Source organism: Enterobacter cloacae complex sp. BZL2005 (assembly GCF_049238885.1).
GTDB classification, from domain to species: Bacteria; Pseudomonadota; Gammaproteobacteria; order Enterobacterales; family Enterobacteriaceae; genus Enterobacter; species Enterobacter roggenkampii.
This window is the reverse complement of sequence record NZ_JBMKGI010000001.1, coordinates 109,314-125,314: the sequence shown is the minus strand read 5'-3', so window position 1 is coordinate 125,314 and position 16,001 is coordinate 109,314. Positions and strand designations below refer to the sequence as shown.

Genomic DNA, 16,001 nt, shown 5'->3' with positions numbered 1-16,001 from the left:
CAAAAACCGTTATGGTGATGCTTTGCGATACAGCTCAGCATCACGCTATCGGACCACATGCATTTTTTCCGCAGAATAGGCGAAGCGGGTTTATCGACAAGCAGCGCGAAAATAACGATCAGAAAAAAGAGTACTGCTGGAAAAACTAAGGATAATTTCACGTTTTTAACCAAAATAAGAGTGTGCTTCAGGGTAATCTACCGTCTGAATATGACGACTATATGTTTTGGCGGAAAAAATGGAAACGTCCGAGTGTAAAAAAACGGGCAGGACAGGTTTCTGATTACGGGGCGACGCCGGTGAGTCGCTGCGCCAGCTCGCTCCGGGTGAGTGCTTTTGAAAAATACCATCCCTGGATCAGCGCGTCGGGATATCTGTCCGCAATGAAGCGATACTGAGTTTCATTTTCCACGCCCTCGAAAACAAGGGTTTTATTCAACTTCGCGAGGGCATCGCTGAAGATAACAAAGATGTTTTGCTTATAATCTTCGCTGATGCCATCCACCAGCGATTTGTCAATTTTGATTTCATCATATTCAAGCTGCGACAGCCGCGCCAGATTTGAATTTTGTACGCCGAAATCATCGATTGAAATTTTAACGCCAAGCGATTTTAGTTCCTGGCAGAATCCCTCTAGGATATTCGCCGCGGAAACGGCTTTCTCAGAAAGCTCGACCTTCATCAGGGAAAGGGGAAGGTTGTTGACTAAGCACTCGCGACGCAAAATGTTAATAAACTGTCCGTCTTCAATTTCTTTCCGCCCAACGTTGATTGAAACGATCAGCTGATGCTTAATCGCCAGCGGGGCAATTTCTGAGAGCGATTTACCGATAACATTGCCATAATATCTTTTATACAGCCCGATTTTCTTAATTAATGGGATAAACAGCTCCGGCGAGACGTCTCCGTGTTTTTGATCGCGCCATCGCGACAGAACTTCCACGCCCACGATTTTTTGATCGCGAATGCGAATAATGGGCTGATAGTTAACGCTGAAGGTATTTGTTATCACGGCTTTGATTAGCGTACGTTCCAGCGAAAAACGGTCTTCATGGATGCGCAAGACAAATAACGTTATCGCGACCCAGATAAAGTAGAGAATGATCGCGAGAAACGTCAAGATAAACGGGGGTAACGAGGCCAGTCCCGCATCGTGATGTTTTACAATCACGCATAAATCCCACACGGCGCTGCACTGTGTAATGGTCAGGGTGAACAACGTGGAGTGCAGCCAGCTCCGCGCTCGCAGGTCGGGGGCAGCCGAAAAAAAGATCCGGCCAAAGTCCTTTGTGGTGGCACTCAGAGAATAGCTTGCGGTAACCGGGGTGAATTTATCGTAAGCATAGCGGGAGGTGAAGATAATAATATTATTATAAATGGCCGCATTGCCCGTGAAAAAGTCTTTTCTTGAAAACTGCGCGAGGAGAAAACCTCTCGGCGTTTTATGCAGTTCCGCAGGAAGTGGAACGGGCGTCGCGAGTTTACCCCAAAAAGCAGTACAGATAATTTTTCCTTTTTCAATAAAACCGATATCGCCGAAATAGAGGTTGTTAAGCTTTATTTGTCTGTAGCTATCAAGGCTGGTTTTATCACAGCCCTGCGTCGTTATGCTTTTAAGGCCCAGCGCCACGTTTTGGGACAGGTCTTCGGAATAATGTAAAAGGGTCCGGGATATTTCAAGCTGTTTGGTTTTTTGCTGACCAAGGATAACCGCATTGACCGCATAAAGAGACAGAATGACCAGAAGCGTTGAAACGATCGCAACGGCAATGCGCTTTTTCATTTTCCGGTTATCCTGTCCGCTCCCTGAATTCATAAATCTTAACACAGCCTGGGCAAGGCACAAGCCTGATAGTCACGCCGGGTGAGCAAATTCGGGCGGATGAACTCATACGAAAGCATCAGTTTTTTAAGACAATTATCAGCTAAGCTATTTTCATTGCGATCGGCAACGTCAGGTAAACCACGGGTTCTTCTTTCAGATCCTTCATGCTTGTTTATTCTATTAAGGAAAACATCGTGCGCAACGTGATGATCCCTATTCTCAGTGCCCTGTTTCTTTTTCTGATCGGCATACTGATTATTAACTGGCAGTTATGGCAGATGGCGAAAATGAATAACGTTCATACCGCCACGGTAAGCACCCAGAAAATAGAAAGCATTTTGTCGGAAGCCGTCAGTGCGGCCAGCACGGCGAAGCGCGTTGCGGAGCAGGGGTGTACCAGCAGCGGGAAGCTGGCGCTGGGGACAGAAGCTGCGCTAAAACCGCATCTGCGCGCCATCATGATCCAGCAGCAGGGGGAAATCATCTGTACATCCCTTCCGGGGAATGGCGTATTGATTGTTCATCCGGAGACGCTACCTGAAAAAGAATTAATGCTGCTCCCCGGTAATCGACTGGTGAACGAGATCCCGGTACTTGTCTTCCAGATGCCCATCGCAGGCGGGCGCATCATCGTCAGCGTCAGCGATGCGCATTTGCAGGACGTCATCGCGAACGCATCAAACAGCGTTGACCTGGGGTTGGTTGTCGGCGAAAGCATGTTTACGCGCAACGGTGACGTGACCGGCTGGAAAGCGGCCTCGTGGACGGGTTCACTTATGGCATCTTCGCAATTCCCCTTTAGTCTGGCCTGGCAACCGCCTGCCTTTTTTAGCCTGACGCGGCTACTGCACCAGGGCTGGAGCCTGATACTGCTGATTCTCGCGCTATCCCTGGCGGTGGGCATTTTGATCCGCCGATACAAGGGAAAAAGCACCACCTTTGAAGACGATTTGCGTAAGGCCATTTTGCAGGGAGAGATCGTGCCTTATTATCAGCCGATCGTGAACGGGGACACCGGCGGGTTATACGGGGTTGAAGTCCTGGCAAGGTGGAAGCATCCAAAGTCTGGGTTTATCCCGCCGGATGTCTTTATTCCGATTGCTGAACGTAGCGGGTTGATTATTCCGCTGACCAAAGGCTTGATGGCGAAAGTGGTCACACAGCTTAAGCCGCTGTTGCCGAAGCTACCGGATGGGTTCCATATCGGAGTGAACATCAGCGCCAGACACATTGATGCCCCTTCTTTCCTCGGTGACTGTCGTCTCTTTGGCAAGGGGTTTCAGGGTAAAGCCGTGAAGCTGGTTCTCGAGGTGACCGAGCGTGAACCGTTGATCGATAATCCTCATCTGGTGGAAAACCTCAACGCGCTGCATAACGCCGGTTTTGTCATTGCACTGGATGATTTTGGTACGGGGTATTCCGGGCTGTCATGTCTTAATGCGCTTGCCATAGATTATATTAAAATTGATAAAAGCTTTGTTAACCGGGTTTCTGAGGAGAAGGACTCAACGATCCTGCTGGACTGCGTTATTGACCTGGCGAAAAAACTCTCATTGCGTATCGTGGCCGAAGGTGTGGAAACGAAAGAGCAGCTGGAGTACCTCAACCGTAATGAAATTACCCTGTTGCAGGGGTATTATTTTGGTAAACCCGTCTCCTATATCGATTTTATTAAAGTCATTTTATCTAAGCCCAGGGAGGCCGTGATGCTGTAAAACGTCAGGCGCTGTAAAAAAATCAGGAATAGAGCAGGTTGCCTGGCGGTGAAACACAAAATAAAGACGAGCTTCTGTTGTATGCTTAAGTGCAATTCATTTTCCTCTTATCCTGAGCTTTGTTACAGTGACAAGAGTTGTCAGCCAGGGATATCAGGCGTGATAAGGTGGAAAAGCTCGTGCATGTGAAAAATACTTTTTACACAACAACCATTACCGTCATCATTGTCTCATTGATCATCTCGCTGTCGCTTGCCGTCCAAATTGCCACGTCCAGACAGCAGTCAATCCAGCAAATTAATACCAGCGTCGCTAACCTCAGCCACACCCTGGATGTTTATACTGAAGGGATCATGCGCCAGAGTGAAATGTTAATTACTACCGTTTCCGACATAATCGAAATTTATGGCATGACCCCGCAGCAGGCGGCCAATATTCAGCACATGATCCATAATCAGGATAACCTTCTTACCCAGATTAATAATGTGGTTGTTTACGATGCTCAGGGCGATATCTTCACCGCGCTGCATGAAAGTTTCACGGGGCCACGCAAAGGCTCGGACAGAGAGTTTTTTATCTATCACCAGGAAAATAAAACTCAGCAGGTCTTTATTGGGGAGCCGGTGGTAAGCAGAACCAATGGCAAATGGGTTATCACCCTCAGTCGGCGCCTTGAAACCCAGTCCGGGGCATTTAACGGTGTCGTGGTGGTGACGCTCGGTATTGAAAATTTTCTGGCACTCTACGGGCAGATTAATATCGGTCACTCGGGCGTCATCGGCTTAACGACGCAATCAGGCGTGCTGCTGGTCCGTTATCCCTTTAAAAATACCTATATCGGCACGATTGTTTCTGATTCACCGCTCTTCAGGAAATATCTCAAAGTACAAAATACGGGGATAGCCAGCTCCATCTCACGGTTTGATAAAATCGAGCGCATCTATGCCTATGAGAAAAACCGACGCTACGGACTGGTCACCACAGTGGCCGTCAGCATTGATGAAGCGCTTGCACCCTGGCGCAAGCAGGCGATTCAGCTGGCGGTACTCATTTTCGTGTTTACGGCGATACTCATCGTGGCGTCGTACTTCCTGTATTCCGACCTGTCCCGAAAAACACGGGATAACAAAGCGCTGAAGATTATCGCTTCAGAAGATGCGTTGACCGGGCTGTACAACCGCCGCGTCTTTCATGAAAAAATCCTCTCGGAAATTGCTACGTGCGCCGCACATGACGCGCCGATTTCGGTACTGATCGTGGACGTGGACTACTTCAAAAAATACAACGATAACTATGGTCATCCTGAAGGGGACCGGTGTCTGGCAATGCTCGGAAACAGCCTCAGGGAGAGCCTTACCCGTGATAATCAGCTTGTGGCGCGCTACGGCGGAGAGGAGTTTGCGCTGATATTGCCGGATACGGATATTCAGGAGGCACTTCGTCTGGCCCAGACGATTATTCGCAATGTGTTCTCGCTGCAAATCGCGCATGCCTTTAGCCCCTTCGGCCGGGTGACGGTAAGCGTCGGAATTTCCACCGCCCGTGCCGTCGACATTGCAGGCAGCCAGCAAAATATCATTATTGCCGCAGACCAGGCGCTCTATCAGGCGAAACGCGCGGTACGTAACCGGTACGCGTTTGTTGGGGTATGAGCAAAAAAAAAGCCCACTCAGGAGTGGGCAAGAAATACTGGAAGCAATGTGAGCAATGTCGTACTGAATACTTGAGTGTTTCTCTCAACTATTCAGTGTTGAGAAAGATAATCTTTCTCAACAAAAGATGCAACCCCACAGTTTCTGTGGCCCGTACATTTTTTTGATGAATAATTCCCCACTCTCTCATTGTGATGCTTATCACAAATTTCCTTTCTGGAATCCTGTGCTATCCTTTTTTGTGTCGTTGATTTAATGACAAAAACCATACAGAGAGGAAAGTTATGGGAATTTTATCCTGGATTATCTTTGGGCTTATTGCGGGTATTCTGGCGAAGTGGATCATGCCGGGCAAAGATGGCGGTGGGTTTATCGTCACCGTAATACTGGGTATTGTCGGCGCGGTAGTCGGCGGCTGGATCAGTACGCTGTTCGGTTTTGGCAAGGTCGATGGCTTTAACTTCGGCAGTTTCGCCGTCGCGGTGATCGGTGCGCTGGTTGTTCTGTTTATCTACAGAAAGATCAAAAGCTAAGGTCTGAAAGCGTTGAAAAAGGCTGCCAGATGGCGGCCTTTTTACGTACTGGCGTTTACCACCAGCCAAGCTGCGTGCCGGCAAACGCCGCGATGGCAACGATCAGCATAATGACGGTTGTCTTCCGCATTTATGCCCCCGGCGCCGCGTAACCGCCGACAAAAAACCACGCTAAAAATACCACCGCCGTTATAAATATAACGACCGGGAAGAGGATCCCTATTCTCATACCATCACCTGTTTCGGTTTCTGTAACGCCGTAGAGTGTACGGGGTTAATCCATAGTGAGAAAGCGTGATTTGCTTTTTCCTTTCTTATCCTGATACATCGCGACATCCGCAGCGCGTAACGCGCTGTCAGGATCGGTTGCGGCAGGGTCCACTTCGATCACGCCGAAGCTGGCGCCCGGATAAATAATATGAACGCTGCCCAGCCAGTATTCGCCAGCGATGCAGGCGCTGAGGCGCGTTTTGAGCAGCGTAAGCTGCGCGTTATCCCCGTCCTGGTGGGGCTGGCTTAGCGACGCCACCAGAAATTCATCCCCGCCCAGACGACCGATAATATCGTCCTGCTGTTTCTCTTCGGTCAAACGCTTGCCCACTTCTATCAGGAACTGGTCGCCAGCCTCGTGGCCGTAACGATCGTTAATCAGCTTGAAATCATCCAGATCGATAAACGCGATGATGGCGTTACGCTTCAGGTGCCGGGCCAGAGAAAAGAGGGTGGTCAGATCTTCAAAAATGGCGCGACGGTTGGGTAAACCGGTAAGGGCATCCGTATAGGAGTGCGCGATGAGGGCCGCATTGGCTTCGCGAAGCTGGGTCACCAGCGACTCTTTCTGAATGGACTGGGCAATCAGCCCGGCGAAGAGCTTCAGCACCTGTTCAGCGCGCTCGCTCAGCGGCTTTCTGGCCGTGCTGGTGGCACAGAGCGTTCCGTAAAGTGAACCATCCGCAAAATGGACAGGAATACTCATGTAGGTGGTAATGCCAAGTGCTTTCGCTGCTTCACACTCGGGCCAACGCTCGGGCACGTCATTGCTGAACATCGTGTCACTATCCAGCGCGCGTTTGCACAGCGTCTCATCCCATGGGACGCTCAGCCCCTCCGGAATCGTCATCTGCTTGCTGTTGCGGGCGTAGAGAATGTGCTGCAGCCGCGCTTCGATATCCACCTTCGTCAGGTAGGTCGACTCCATGTCGGTGACAATCTCCAGCATCTCCAGCAGCTGGCGAACGAGGCTTTCAAGGGATTGCTCGGTGGCAAGGGTTTCTGAAACGCGAGCGAGGATAAGATCCGACATGACGTAGAATGACTCCCAGGCAGAAGACGTCTGCATCTGCATGTTATGCTGAATTTTTAGGCTTCAGACATAGTAAAACATGAATACAGAAAATTTAATATATGCAGGGGGCGGGCCGCAGGCGAGAAAAAAAGCCCCGTTGTTGAGACCGGGGCAAAGACATCTTGATTACGGAATGATGTTCTCTGGTCATATCGAGAACATGCCACACTATAGTGCTGAAAAGTGCAGTTAAAATGGAGAAATCATGGAGAACGTGGCGATGACCCGTTACCCTTAGACTCTGATGACGTCAAAAGGATCAATGAGATGAGATTTCTGCTTCTGGCGCTGGCGCTTCCCCTGGCCGCCTGCACCGCCAAAACCACGCCACCTGATGCACCGAAACCGCCGCACGTTATCGGTATGGCGAACCCAGCTTCCGTCTACTGTCTGGAGAAAGGCGGGGAACAGGTCCCGGTTCAAAGCCCGCAGGGCGTGCGTACCGAGTGCAAATTACCGGGCGGCGAAGTGATTGATGAATGGACGCTCTATCGTCGCGACCATCCGCAACCCGCCAGGTGACAAAGTAATATTGCCTGCGATACACTTCTCTTTAAGATTATTCTTAGCCAGTTCCTGGCGTTCGTTATCGTGAGAGAAGTATGTTTCAGCTAAAACCGGGCAGCATGGCGATGATCGTTGGCGCCCGCACGGCGTCAGGCCGTCGCAATATTGGTAAATCCGTTGAGCTGTTTGGCCTTTGCCAGCCTGGCCTGCGTTTTGTTAACCCGGTCAACGGCGTGATGACGCAATTACCGGTCACCGCAGATCGCGCGCTTTGGCTGGTGACGGGTGATGTCTACGCCTTTGACAACCAGCACGGCTTTGCCTTTGTCCGCGCCGAACATCTGATGCCGCTCACCCCGGATGAAGCGCCGCAAATTCTGGATGAACTGACGATCGGCTGATCACAGATGGCGCAGCCAGTCGGCTAAGACCAGGGCGTGATTTTGCTCCGTGTTTTTGGCAGCAAAGAGCAGGGTGACGGTCTGCCTGCGCGCCAGCGTCGCCAGACGCACGCCCTCGTCATCCTGCTGCGCCAGCTCTTCCCGATAGGCCTGACTGAAGGCGGCGAAATCAATCGTGTCGCTGTGAAAAGCCTTGCGTAATTCATTCGAAGGCGTGAGCGCTTTACACCATTCGTCATACGCGAGATCCGTTTTCTTCAGCCCGCGCGGCCACAGCCTGTCCACCAGTACCCGATAGCCGTCGTCAGGGCTTGCCTGTTCGTATACCCGTTTGCACTGAATCATGATTCCACCCTCCCAATTTAAGGTATTGTGATAATTGCAAAAGATCGGTAGTCTGAGGTTCCTTATGTTATCTGATAATACTCTGGCATAAGGAACCTTTCATGGAACACCTCCCGGTTAAAACAACGCTGCGCATTGCGCTGGTTGGCGATTACAATCCCAATGTTATTGCGCATCAGGCTATCCCGCTGGCCATTGACGACGCCGCTGCAGTGCTTGACCTCACCGCCGATTACGACTGGCTGGCCACGACGGAGCTAACAAGCGCTGAAGATCTGGTGGGCTACGATGCCATCTGGCTGGTTCCTGCCAGCCCCTATAAAAACACGGCGGCCGCTTTTATTGCCGCGCGCTACGCCCGTGAGAACGGCATCCCGTTCCTGGGCACCTGCGGCGGGTTCCAGCATGCGCTGATTGAGTATGCCCGAAACGTGCTGGGCTGGGCTGATGCGGCACACGCTGAGACGGATACCGAAGGCACCATGGTGATTGCGCCGCTGACCTGCTCGCTGATGGAAAAAACGGATGCCATTGAGCTGCGCAATAATACACTGATCGCCAAAGCGTACGGCAAGCCGGAAATTGAAGAGGGGTATCACTGTAACTATGGCGTGTCGCCGGCGTTTGCGCAGGCGCTGGAAAGCGGTGATATGCATGTAACGGGCTGGGACGATCGGGGTGAAATTCGTGCCGCGGAGCTGGTGACGCACCCGTTCTTCGTGATCACCTTATTCCAGCATGAACGTGCCGCGCTGGAAGGACGCCCGGTCGTGCTGGTGCAGGCGATGCTGCGCGCAGCGCGCGGGTAAAAAAGGCAGACCCGTTGGTCTGCCTGAGGATTTAACGGGGCGCGATCTCCCGGTCTCGCCCGGCTAACACACCGCAGATAGCCATTATCACAGCGGCCAGCGCACAGCCCAGAAGCGGGATTTGCCAGTCTCCTGCGGTATCGTGAATTTTCCCCATCAGCGGCGGGCCGCAGGCGGCAAGCAGGTAGCCAATCGACTGTGCCATTCCGGAGAGCGCCGCCGCCTGGTGCGCAGAGCTGGCGCGCAGGCCGATGAACGTCAGGCCAAGGATCATCGTTGCCCCAGTGCCAAAGCCAAACATCAGCGTCCACATCACCGCCATTCCGGGCATAAACCATAATCCTGCCGCGCTTATCGCGCACATCAGGGCCACTAAGCCTGCGATCGCTCGCTGATCTTTCAGGCGGTGGAGGATCAGCGGAACGGCGAGTCCCGGCACGGCCGTGGCCAGCTGCAACAGACCGTGCACCGAACCGGCCTGCGCTTCGCTGTAGCCATGGCTCAGCAATATCGCCGGCAGCCAGCCGATGATGACGTAGTAGATCAGCGAGTTAATTCCTAAAAAGAGCGTCACCTGCCAGGCGAGGGCCGAGCGCCAGAGCGCGCGGTTTTGCAGCGCGCCTGCGCCCGTTACCGTTGCGACGTGTTTCTGACGCCACTGCGGCAGCCAGAGCAGCAGTGCGACCAGCGGAAACGCCATCAGCATCAGCAGCGCGCCATGCCATCCCGCGCTCCCCTGTGCAAGGGGAACGATCATCGCTGAGCCAAACGCCGCCGAGACGCCCATCGTCAGGGAATAGGCGCCGGTGAGCTTCGCCACCTGGCCCGGAAAATCACGCTTAATTAATCCCGGTAACAGCACGTTCCCGAGCGCAATACCGCAGCCGACGATCGCCGTTCCGATGAAAAGCAAAGCGGCGGAAGGCAGCGAGCGAACGGCAATCCCGGCGCAAATGAGCAGCAGGGCGATAAACAGGCTGCGCTCCATGCCGATACGCCGGGCAACGCCTGCGGCGAGCGGCGAGACAAGGGCGAAAGCCAGCAGGGGCAGGGTGGTCAGCAGACCGGTTTGCGCCGTGCTTAAGCCATAATCAAGACGAATGGTATCGAGCAGCGGCGCTGCGCCAGTAAAGGTGACGCGAAGCGTGGTGGCAATCATCAGGATGCCTGCAATCAACAGCGCGCCGTGTTTTCCTGAGGTGCGAATAGCAGTAGTCATTATGTTCTCATACGTTCAAGCGAGCGCACACAATACCGATTTTCTCAGCGGTTGAAATCAGGCTAAAATGACAGTTTATCGCTCATATCGGACAAACTGATGATTGGTCTGGGACTGGAAGGCTACGATCCGGATAGCCAGTACGATGCGGCCGTCGCATTTCGCATTCAGGTAGTGGCGGAGGAACAATATATTCCGCTTCATCATCACCGTAAGGGGCAGCTGATTCTGGCCCTCGGCGGCGCAATCACCTGTGAAGTGGAAAATGCCATGCTGATGGTGCCGCCCCAGTATGCCGTCTGGATCCCTGGACAGATGCCGCACAGTAACAGGGCCACGCCGGGCGCGCAGCTCTGCTTTTTGTTCATTGAGCCGGGGGCTGCCAGCCTGCCCGAGCGCTGCTGTACCCTGAAAATCTCCCCCCTGGTGCGGGAGCTGATTTTATCGCTCGCGGAAAAATCACGTGAACAGCTGCAGCTCGCGGCCACCTCGCGTCTGGTGGACGTCCTGTTTGACGAGCTGCCGCTCCAGCGACAGGAGCATCTGCAGCTGCCCGTGTCGCCCCATCCCAAAATCAGGCTGATGAGCGAGAAGATGGCGGAAGAGCCCGCCGCCTGGCAGACGCTGGCGCAGTGGGCGAGCCACTTCGCCATGAGCGAGCGCAACCTGGCGCGGCTGGTAGTGAAGGAGACCGGTCTGAGCTTCCGCCGCTGGCGTCACCAGCTGCAGCTGATTGTGGCGTTACAGCATTTAATAAGCGGCAAATCGGTGCAGCAGGTGGCCCAGTCACTGGGCTATGACTCGACCACCGCGTTTATCACCATGTTCAGGAAGGGACTGGGCCAGACGCCGGCGCGTTATATGGCCAGCCTGACTACGACTTCCCAATAAACAGCGAGACAAGGCCTGCCGCAATCAGCGGGCCGACCGGCACGCCGCGAAAGAGCGCCACGCCCAGCACGGTGCCCACCAGCAGGCCCGCCACCAGCGAGGGCTGGCTGCTCATCAGCGTGACGCCGCGTCCGCCCAGCCACGACACAAATATCCCCACCGCGATCGCCACCAGCGATTTCCAGTTTACAAACGAATGCAGCAGCGTTGAGGCGGGAAGGGTGCCGCTGGCAATCGGCGCCATCACCCCAATGGTTAAGATGATAATCCCGATGGTGAGGCCTTGTTTTTCTATCCACGGGAAAAAGGTATTTAACGGGGTCACGCGCACAATGATCAGCACCAGAATCGAGATGGCGACGGTAGTGTTATGGCTGATAAAGCCGAGCGCGGCGAGTGCCAGAAGAATGAGCAGAGTAGGGTCAAACATAGGGAATCCTTGCCAGAATAATGGTCCTGTTTACTGTACGCGCAAACGCGGCAGAGAACAGTGTTAAAAAGATTTTATCGTTGTCATAACCTTGTCATTTACGCGGATTAAAACGAAAGCAGATATCGCAAAAGGGTCGCCATCATGAACGATCACATGTTTGTGGAAACGCTGATTATCTCCTCATCGTTTTTCGCTATTGCCGTTATTCTTGTTGCCTCCGTGCTGTTCCTGGAAAGAAAAGGCTGACAGGGGCGTCAGCCATCGCAGTTACGCTTTATGGAAGGTGACAAGCTCAGGACGGGCGATGCGCAGGTAATCCTGGGTATCCATAATCACGGATTTCTCCAGCAGGCCGGCGTTAAACGCGATTTCGTCAAAGCGCTCGAACAGCAGCGGGTCGGCAACCAGCGCCAGGTCAGGATGGAAGCTAAAGGGCGGGATAGCGCCGAAAACGCAGGCGGTCAGGGCATCGACTTCGGCAGGGCTGGCGAGGGAGGCCTTTAGCCCGCCAAAATGGCTGGCAAGCTGGCTCAGGTCAGCCTGCAGGTCGGCGGCGAGGATCGCCAGAACATGTTTCTTTACGCCGTTTCCCTTCACCTTGCAGACCAGGGCTTTAGCGCCTTGCCGCAGGTCGGTTCCGCGAATTTCACTTACCGCTTCACATTTCCCGACCGCCTCGTGCTCCATGACGCGAAAACGCGCGCCCTGCTCGGTGAGTAAGGTAATGAGCTGCTGGTGGGTTCCTGTGCCAATAACGTCGTCAGTCATAACGATTTTCCCGGTGATAATCCAGTATGCAGGGGTCTACATTAGCACGGGATGAACGGGGTCGAAAGAAAACAGCCAGCGGGTTCGCTGGCTGTGGGATTATGCGTTGCTGGTAGCAGACTGCTTGTGGAACAGCTCCCTGAACACCGGATAAATGTCATCCTGGTCACGGATATGCTGCATGGCGAAATTATCGAACATCGCCTGCAGATGCTCATACTCCCGCCACAGGGTCTGGTGCGCGCGACGGGTGATTTCGATATAGCTGTAGTAACGCACGACCGGCAGAATTTTCTTCGCCAGGATCTCGTGACACAGCGGCGAATCGTCGGCCCAGTTATCGCCATCCGACGCCTGCGCAGCATAAATATTCCACTGCGCCGGGTCGTAGCGCTCTTTGACCACTTCATCCATCAGCTTCAGCGCGCTCGAGACGATGGTGCCCCCGGTCTCCTGCGAGTAGAAGAACTCATGTTCATCCACCTCCTTCGCCTGGGTGTGGTGGCGGATATAAACCACCTCCACGTTCTTATAGGTTCTGCTCAGGAACAAATAGAGCAGGATATAAAAACGCTTCGCCATATCCTTGGTGGCCTGATCCATCGAGCCGGACACGTCCATCAGACAGAACATCACCGCCTGGCTGGAGGGCTCAGGGCGTTTTTCGTAGTTCTTGTAGCGCAGGTCAAAGGTGTCGATAAACGGGACCCGTTCGATCTTCGCCCTCAGCTCTGCAATCTCTTTACGCAGGCGCTCCTCTTCCAGCAGTTGCGCCGGTTCCGTATTTTCCACCACCTTCAGGCTGCTCTCCAGCTCGCGCAGTTCGCGACGTTTGCCTGCCGTCATGGCCGTGCGTCGCGCCAGCGAGTTCTGCAACGAACGCACGACGCTGATGTTTGCGGGCACGCCGTTGGCGGTATAGCCCGCGCGGTGGGTTTTATATTCATTAAGCTGACGATGCTGATTCTTTTTCAGATTCGGCAGCGCCAGGTCTTCGAACAGCAGGTCGAGATATTCATCTTTTGAGATCTGGAAGACAAATTCGTCCTGACCTTCACCGTCCTGGCTGGCCTGTCCCTGACCGCTTCCTGAACCACCGCCGCCGCCCTGAGGGCGCTCAATTCTGTCGTTCTGAACGAAGTGATCATTACCTGGGTGTACGCGATGGCGCAGGCCGCCTCGCCCCTGATGAAACATCGGTTCGCTGATGTCATCGGTGGGGATGGAGACAGACTCGCCGCTGTCGACGTCGGTCACCGAGCGTTTGTTGATGGCCTCGGAGATAGACTGTTTAATTTGCGCTTTATAACGACGCAAGAAGCGCTGGCGGTTCACCGTGCTCTTGTTTTTGCCGTTAAGACGCCGGTCAATAAACCAGGTCATATACCCCCCGTACTGCATTTGCCAACTTGCATTTTGTAGGCCCGGCAGGCGCTAACCGCCGCCGGGCACTTGTTTTAAGACGATTTACGCACGCGCAGGTACCATTCGCAGAGCAGGCGGACCTGTTTGCGGGTGTAGCCTTTTTCCATCATACGGTCGACAAAATCGTCGTGCTTTTTCTGTTCATCGGTTGAGGTTTTGGCGTTAAACGAGATCACCGGCAGCAGCTCTTCGGTATTGGAGAACATTTTCTTCTCAATGACCGTGCGCAGCTTCTCGTAGCTGGTCCAGTTCGGGTTGCGCCCGTTGTTATGCGCTCTGGCGCGCAGGACGAAGTTCACAATCTCATTACGGAAGTCTTTCGGGTTGCTGATCCCGGCAGGCTTCTCGATTTTTTCCAGCTCAGCGTTCAGGGATTCACGGTCAAACAGCTGGCCGGTATCCGGGTCGCGGTATTCCTGATCCTGGATCCAGAAGTCAGCGTAGGTGACATAACGGTCAAAAATGTTCTGCCCGTATTCTGAATAGGATTCCAGGTAGGCCGTCTGGATCTCTTTGCCAATGAACTCGGCGTATTTCGGGATCAGATAACCTTTCAGGAACTCAAGGTAGCGTTCAGCCTGCTCCTGCGGGAACTGCTCGCGCTCGATTTGCTGCTCCAGCACGTAGAACAGATGCACCGGGTTGGCCGCCACTTCCGCATGGTCGAAGTTAAAGACGCGGGAGAGGATCTTAAACGCGAAGCGCGTGGACAGACCGTTCATCCCTTCATCAACCCCGGCGTAGTCGCGATACTCCTGATACGACTTCGCTTTCGGATCGGTATCCTTCAGGCTCTCACCGTCATAGACGCGCATTTTCGAGTAGATGCTGGAGTTTTCCGGCTCTTTCAGGCGCGACAGGATGGAGAAGCGAGACAGCGTTTCCAGCGTGCCAGGCGCGCACGGCGCATGCACCAGCTCACTGTGGTTAAGCAGTTTCTCGTAAATTTTGATCTCTTCGGAGATCCGCAGGCAGTAAGGCACCTTAACGATGTACACGCGGTCAAGGAAAGCCTCATTGTTTTTGTTGTTACGGAAGGTCACCCATTCAGATTCGTTCGAGTGGGCAAGAATGATCCCGTTAAACGGCAGGGCGGAGATACCTTCCGTCCCGTTGTAGTTTCCTTCCTGAGTGGCCGTCAGCAGCGGATGCAGCACCTTAATGGGCGCTTTAAACATCTCGACGAATTCCATAATCCCCTGGTTAGCCCGGCACAGCGCGCCGGAGTAACCGTAGGCATCCGGGTCGTTTTGCGCGAAGTTTTCCAGCTTGCGGATGTCGACCTTACCGACCAGCGCCGAAATATCCTGGTTGTTCTCATCACCGGGTTCCGTTTTGGCGATGGCGATCTGTTCCAGGATCGACGGCCAGACTTTCACCACGCGGAATTTGGTGATGTCGCCACCAAACTCATGCAGGCGTTTTGCCGCCCACGGCGACATGATGGTGCCGAGGTAGCGACGCGGGATGCCGTACTCTTTATCCAGAATCTGCGCATCTTCCTGCGGATTGAACAAGCACAGCGGATGGTCGTTCACCGGGCTGCGCTCGCCGTTGGCGCTCAGGACATAGATAGGCACGCGCTGCATCAGCGATTTCAGGCGTTCCGCCAGCGAGGATTTACCGCCGCCCACGGGGCCGAGTAAATAGAGGATCTGTTTCTTCTCTTCCAGACCCTGAGCGGCATGCTTCAGGTAGGAGACAATCTGCTCTATGGCATCTTCCATGCCATAGAACTCTTCAAACGCCGGGTATCGGGCGACCACCCGATTCGAAAAGAGACGGGAAAGCCGGGGTTCCAGGGCAGTGTCAACCATGTTTGGCTCACCAATAGCCATCAATAGCCGTTCTGCCGCATTGGCATAGGCACTGCGATCTTGCCGACAGATGGTAAGAAACTCCTGCAGTGTGAACTCTTCGTCCTTGGCAGCTTCATAGCGCTGGCGATAGTGATCGAATATATTCATGGCATGCCGTCCTTTCGTTTTTTAGCACAGGATAAGAGCCGTTCGTATGAGTAGTGGAGGCTCCCGGAAGAGAATCTCTCGCACCTCACTGCCAGAGCAGCAACCTGTGTGCCAGGTCAGACGCTAAGAACCGCAGGGTGTTCAGGAAAACTCTTCTTAAATTAAA

General features: G+C 53.5%; 18 protein-coding genes. 9 read left to right on the top strand and 9 right to left on the bottom strand.

What is annotated here, in order from left to right; genetic code table 11:
- Positions 1-283: 283 nt before the first annotated feature.
- Complete coding sequence (locus ACOTXI_RS00645; protein WP_058654577.1) at positions 284-1,783, bottom strand: EAL domain-containing protein; 1,500 nt, start codon at positions 1,781-1,783, stop codon at positions 284-286.
- A 236-nt stretch (positions 1,784-2,019) separates the two neighbouring features.
- On the opposite strand from ACOTXI_RS00645, the gene ACOTXI_RS00640 reads away from it, so the two are divergent.
- The 4 genes from ACOTXI_RS00640 (at position 2,020) to ACOTXI_RS00625 (ending at position 5,877) form a co-directional block, all read left to right on the top strand.
- Positions 2,020-3,540: an EAL domain-containing protein gene (locus tag ACOTXI_RS00640; protein ID WP_084831987.1), complete on the top strand. Its 1,521-nt coding sequence runs from the start codon at positions 2,020-2,022 to the stop codon at positions 3,538-3,540.
- A 167-nt stretch (positions 3,541-3,707) separates the two neighbouring features.
- A complete protein-coding gene (locus ACOTXI_RS00635; RefSeq protein ID WP_369879100.1) occupies positions 3,708-5,192 on the top strand; it encodes a sensor domain-containing diguanylate cyclase in 1,485 nt (494 codons plus the stop codon).
- 284 nt (positions 5,193-5,476) lie between these two features.
- Positions 5,477-5,725 carry a GlsB/YeaQ/YmgE family stress response membrane protein gene (locus ACOTXI_RS00630; RefSeq protein ID WP_008500746.1) on the top strand — a complete coding sequence of 83 codons (249 nt, stop codon included), beginning with the start codon at positions 5,477-5,479 and terminating at the stop codon, positions 5,723-5,725.
- Between the two features lie 29 nt (positions 5,726-5,754).
- Positions 5,755-5,877, top strand: a complete 123-nt coding sequence (locus tag ACOTXI_RS00625) for a hypothetical protein (RefSeq protein ID WP_008500745.1) — start codon at positions 5,755-5,757, stop codon at positions 5,875-5,877.
- On the opposite strand, the gene ACOTXI_RS00620 is transcribed toward ACOTXI_RS00625, so the two are convergent.
- Both ACOTXI_RS00620 and ACOTXI_RS00615 read right to left on the bottom strand, forming a co-directional pair.
- Positions 5,856-5,954: a YoaK family small membrane protein gene (locus tag ACOTXI_RS00620; RefSeq protein ID WP_014883431.1), complete on the bottom strand. Its 99-nt coding sequence runs from the start codon at positions 5,952-5,954 to the stop codon at positions 5,856-5,858. The two genes, ACOTXI_RS00625 and ACOTXI_RS00620, sit on opposite strands and share 22 nt — an antisense overlap.
- A gap of 45 nt (positions 5,955-5,999) precedes the next feature.
- Positions 6,000-7,028, bottom strand: a complete 1,029-nt coding sequence (locus ACOTXI_RS00615) for a sensor domain-containing diguanylate cyclase (RefSeq protein ID WP_058654745.1) — start codon at positions 7,026-7,028, stop codon at positions 6,000-6,002.
- Positions 7,029-7,337: 309 nt separating this feature from the next.
- Between ACOTXI_RS00615 and ACOTXI_RS00610 the strand changes: the two genes are divergently transcribed.
- Complete coding sequence (locus ACOTXI_RS00610; protein WP_008500743.1) at positions 7,338-7,592, top strand: DUF333 domain-containing protein; 255 nt, start codon at positions 7,338-7,340, stop codon at positions 7,590-7,592.
- An 80-nt stretch (positions 7,593-7,672) separates the two neighbouring features.
- On the top strand, positions 7,673-7,978 hold the full coding sequence (locus ACOTXI_RS00605) for a hypothetical protein (RefSeq protein WP_008500742.1): 306 nt from the start codon (positions 7,673-7,675) through the stop codon (positions 7,976-7,978).
- Here ACOTXI_RS00605 and ACOTXI_RS00600 read toward each other — a convergent pair whose 3' ends face one another.
- Complete coding sequence (locus ACOTXI_RS00600; protein ID WP_044596800.1) at positions 7,979-8,323, bottom strand: DUF488 domain-containing protein; 345 nt, start codon at positions 8,321-8,323, stop codon at positions 7,979-7,981.
- Positions 8,324-8,424: 101 nt separating this feature from the next.
- Between ACOTXI_RS00600 and ACOTXI_RS00595 the strand changes: the two genes are divergently transcribed.
- The gene (locus ACOTXI_RS00595; RefSeq protein ID WP_032651493.1) at positions 8,425-9,132 is read left to right on the top strand and encodes a CTP synthase C-terminal region-related (seleno)protein; all 708 of its coding nucleotides are present in this window, start codon (positions 8,425-8,427) and stop codon (positions 9,130-9,132) included.
- A 31-nt stretch (positions 9,133-9,163) separates the two neighbouring features.
- Here ACOTXI_RS00595 and ACOTXI_RS00590 read toward each other — a convergent pair whose 3' ends face one another.
- The gene (locus ACOTXI_RS00590) at positions 9,164-10,351 is read right to left on the bottom strand and encodes a CynX/NimT family MFS transporter (protein ID WP_021241045.1); all 1,188 of its coding nucleotides are present in this window, start codon (positions 10,349-10,351) and stop codon (positions 9,164-9,166) included.
- Positions 10,352-10,450: 99 nt separating this feature from the next.
- Between ACOTXI_RS00590 and ACOTXI_RS00585 the strand changes: the two genes are divergently transcribed.
- On the top strand, positions 10,451-11,242 hold the full coding sequence (locus ACOTXI_RS00585) for an AraC family transcriptional regulator (protein ID WP_008500738.1): 792 nt from the start codon (positions 10,451-10,453) through the stop codon (positions 11,240-11,242).
- Here ACOTXI_RS00585 and ACOTXI_RS00580 read toward each other — a convergent pair.
- Positions 11,226-11,672 (bottom strand): DUF441 domain-containing protein, encoded by a 447-nt coding sequence (locus ACOTXI_RS00580; RefSeq protein ID WP_008500737.1) that lies wholly within the window; start codon positions 11,670-11,672, stop codon positions 11,226-11,228. The two genes, ACOTXI_RS00585 and ACOTXI_RS00580, sit on opposite strands and share 17 nt — an antisense overlap.
- 144 nt (positions 11,673-11,816) lie before the next feature.
- Between ACOTXI_RS00580 and yoaI the strand changes: the two genes are divergently transcribed.
- Positions 11,817-11,921 (top strand): small membrane protein YoaI, encoded by a 105-nt coding sequence (gene yoaI, locus ACOTXI_RS00575; protein ID WP_010430055.1) that lies wholly within the window; start codon positions 11,817-11,819, stop codon positions 11,919-11,921.
- A gap of 21 nt (positions 11,922-11,942) precedes the next feature.
- On the opposite strand, the gene ACOTXI_RS00570 is transcribed toward yoaI, so the two are convergent.
- The 3 genes from ACOTXI_RS00570 to yeaG form a co-directional block, all read right to left on the bottom strand.
- Positions 11,943-12,443, bottom strand: a complete 501-nt coding sequence (locus ACOTXI_RS00570; RefSeq protein WP_008500735.1) for a YbaK/prolyl-tRNA synthetase associated domain-containing protein — start codon at positions 12,441-12,443, stop codon at positions 11,943-11,945.
- Between the two features lie 99 nt (positions 12,444-12,542).
- On the bottom strand, positions 12,543-13,826 hold the full coding sequence (locus ACOTXI_RS00565) for a YeaH/YhbH family protein (protein ID WP_032651499.1): 1,284 nt from the start codon (positions 13,824-13,826) through the stop codon (positions 12,543-12,545).
- A 74-nt stretch (positions 13,827-13,900) separates the two neighbouring features.
- Positions 13,901-15,835, bottom strand: coding sequence for a protein kinase YeaG (gene yeaG, locus ACOTXI_RS00560; RefSeq protein ID WP_008500713.1), 1,935 nt, complete (start codon positions 15,833-15,835; stop codon positions 13,901-13,903).
- Positions 15,836-16,001: the final 166 nt, after the last annotated feature.

Excerpts from the sequence above, each read along its gene's own strand:
- ACOTXI_RS00630 (WP_008500746.1), top strand. The coding sequence starts at position 5,477 with ATGGGAATTTTATCCTGGATTATCTTTGGGCTTATTGCGGGTATTCTG.
- ACOTXI_RS00605 (WP_008500742.1), top strand. The coding sequence starts at position 7,673 with ATGTTTCAGCTAAAACCGGGCAGCATGGCGATGATCGTTGGCGCCCGC.
- ACOTXI_RS00600 (WP_044596800.1), bottom strand. The coding sequence starts at position 8,323 with ATGATTCAGTGCAAACGGGTATACGAACAGGCAAGCCCTGACGACGGC.
- yoaI (WP_010430055.1), top strand. The coding sequence starts at position 11,817 with ATGAACGATCACATGTTTGTGGAAACGCTGATTATCTCCTCATCGTTT.
- ACOTXI_RS00580 (WP_008500737.1), bottom strand. The coding sequence starts at position 11,672 with ATGTTTGACCCTACTCTGCTCATTCTTCTGGCACTCGCCGCGCTCGGC.
- ACOTXI_RS00625 (WP_008500745.1), top strand. The coding sequence starts at position 5,755 with ATGGCGGCCTTTTTACGTACTGGCGTTTACCACCAGCCAAGCTGCGTG.
- ACOTXI_RS00590 (WP_021241045.1), bottom strand. The coding sequence starts at position 10,351 with ATGACTACTGCTATTCGCACCTCAGGAAAACACGGCGCGCTGTTGATT.
- ACOTXI_RS00610 (WP_008500743.1), top strand. The coding sequence starts at position 7,338 with ATGAGATTTCTGCTTCTGGCGCTGGCGCTTCCCCTGGCCGCCTGCACC.
- ACOTXI_RS00645 (WP_058654577.1), bottom strand. The coding sequence starts at position 1,783 with ATGAAAAAGCGCATTGCCGTTGCGATCGTTTCAACGCTTCTGGTCATT.
- ACOTXI_RS00595 (WP_032651493.1), top strand. The coding sequence starts at position 8,425 with ATGGAACACCTCCCGGTTAAAACAACGCTGCGCATTGCGCTGGTTGGC.
- yeaG (WP_008500713.1), bottom strand. The coding sequence starts at position 15,835 with ATGAATATATTCGATCACTATCGCCAGCGCTATGAAGCTGCCAAGGAC.
- ACOTXI_RS00570 (WP_008500735.1), bottom strand. The coding sequence starts at position 12,443 with ATGACTGACGACGTTATTGGCACAGGAACCCACCAGCAGCTCATTACC.
- ACOTXI_RS00585 (WP_008500738.1), top strand. The coding sequence starts at position 10,451 with ATGATTGGTCTGGGACTGGAAGGCTACGATCCGGATAGCCAGTACGAT.
- ACOTXI_RS00620 (WP_014883431.1), bottom strand. The coding sequence starts at position 5,954 with ATGAGAATAGGGATCCTCTTCCCGGTCGTTATATTTATAACGGCGGTG.
- ACOTXI_RS00565 (WP_032651499.1), bottom strand. The coding sequence starts at position 13,826 with ATGACCTGGTTTATTGACCGGCGTCTTAACGGCAAAAACAAGAGCACG.
- ACOTXI_RS00615 (WP_058654745.1), bottom strand. The coding sequence starts at position 7,028 with ATGTCGGATCTTATCCTCGCTCGCGTTTCAGAAACCCTTGCCACCGAG.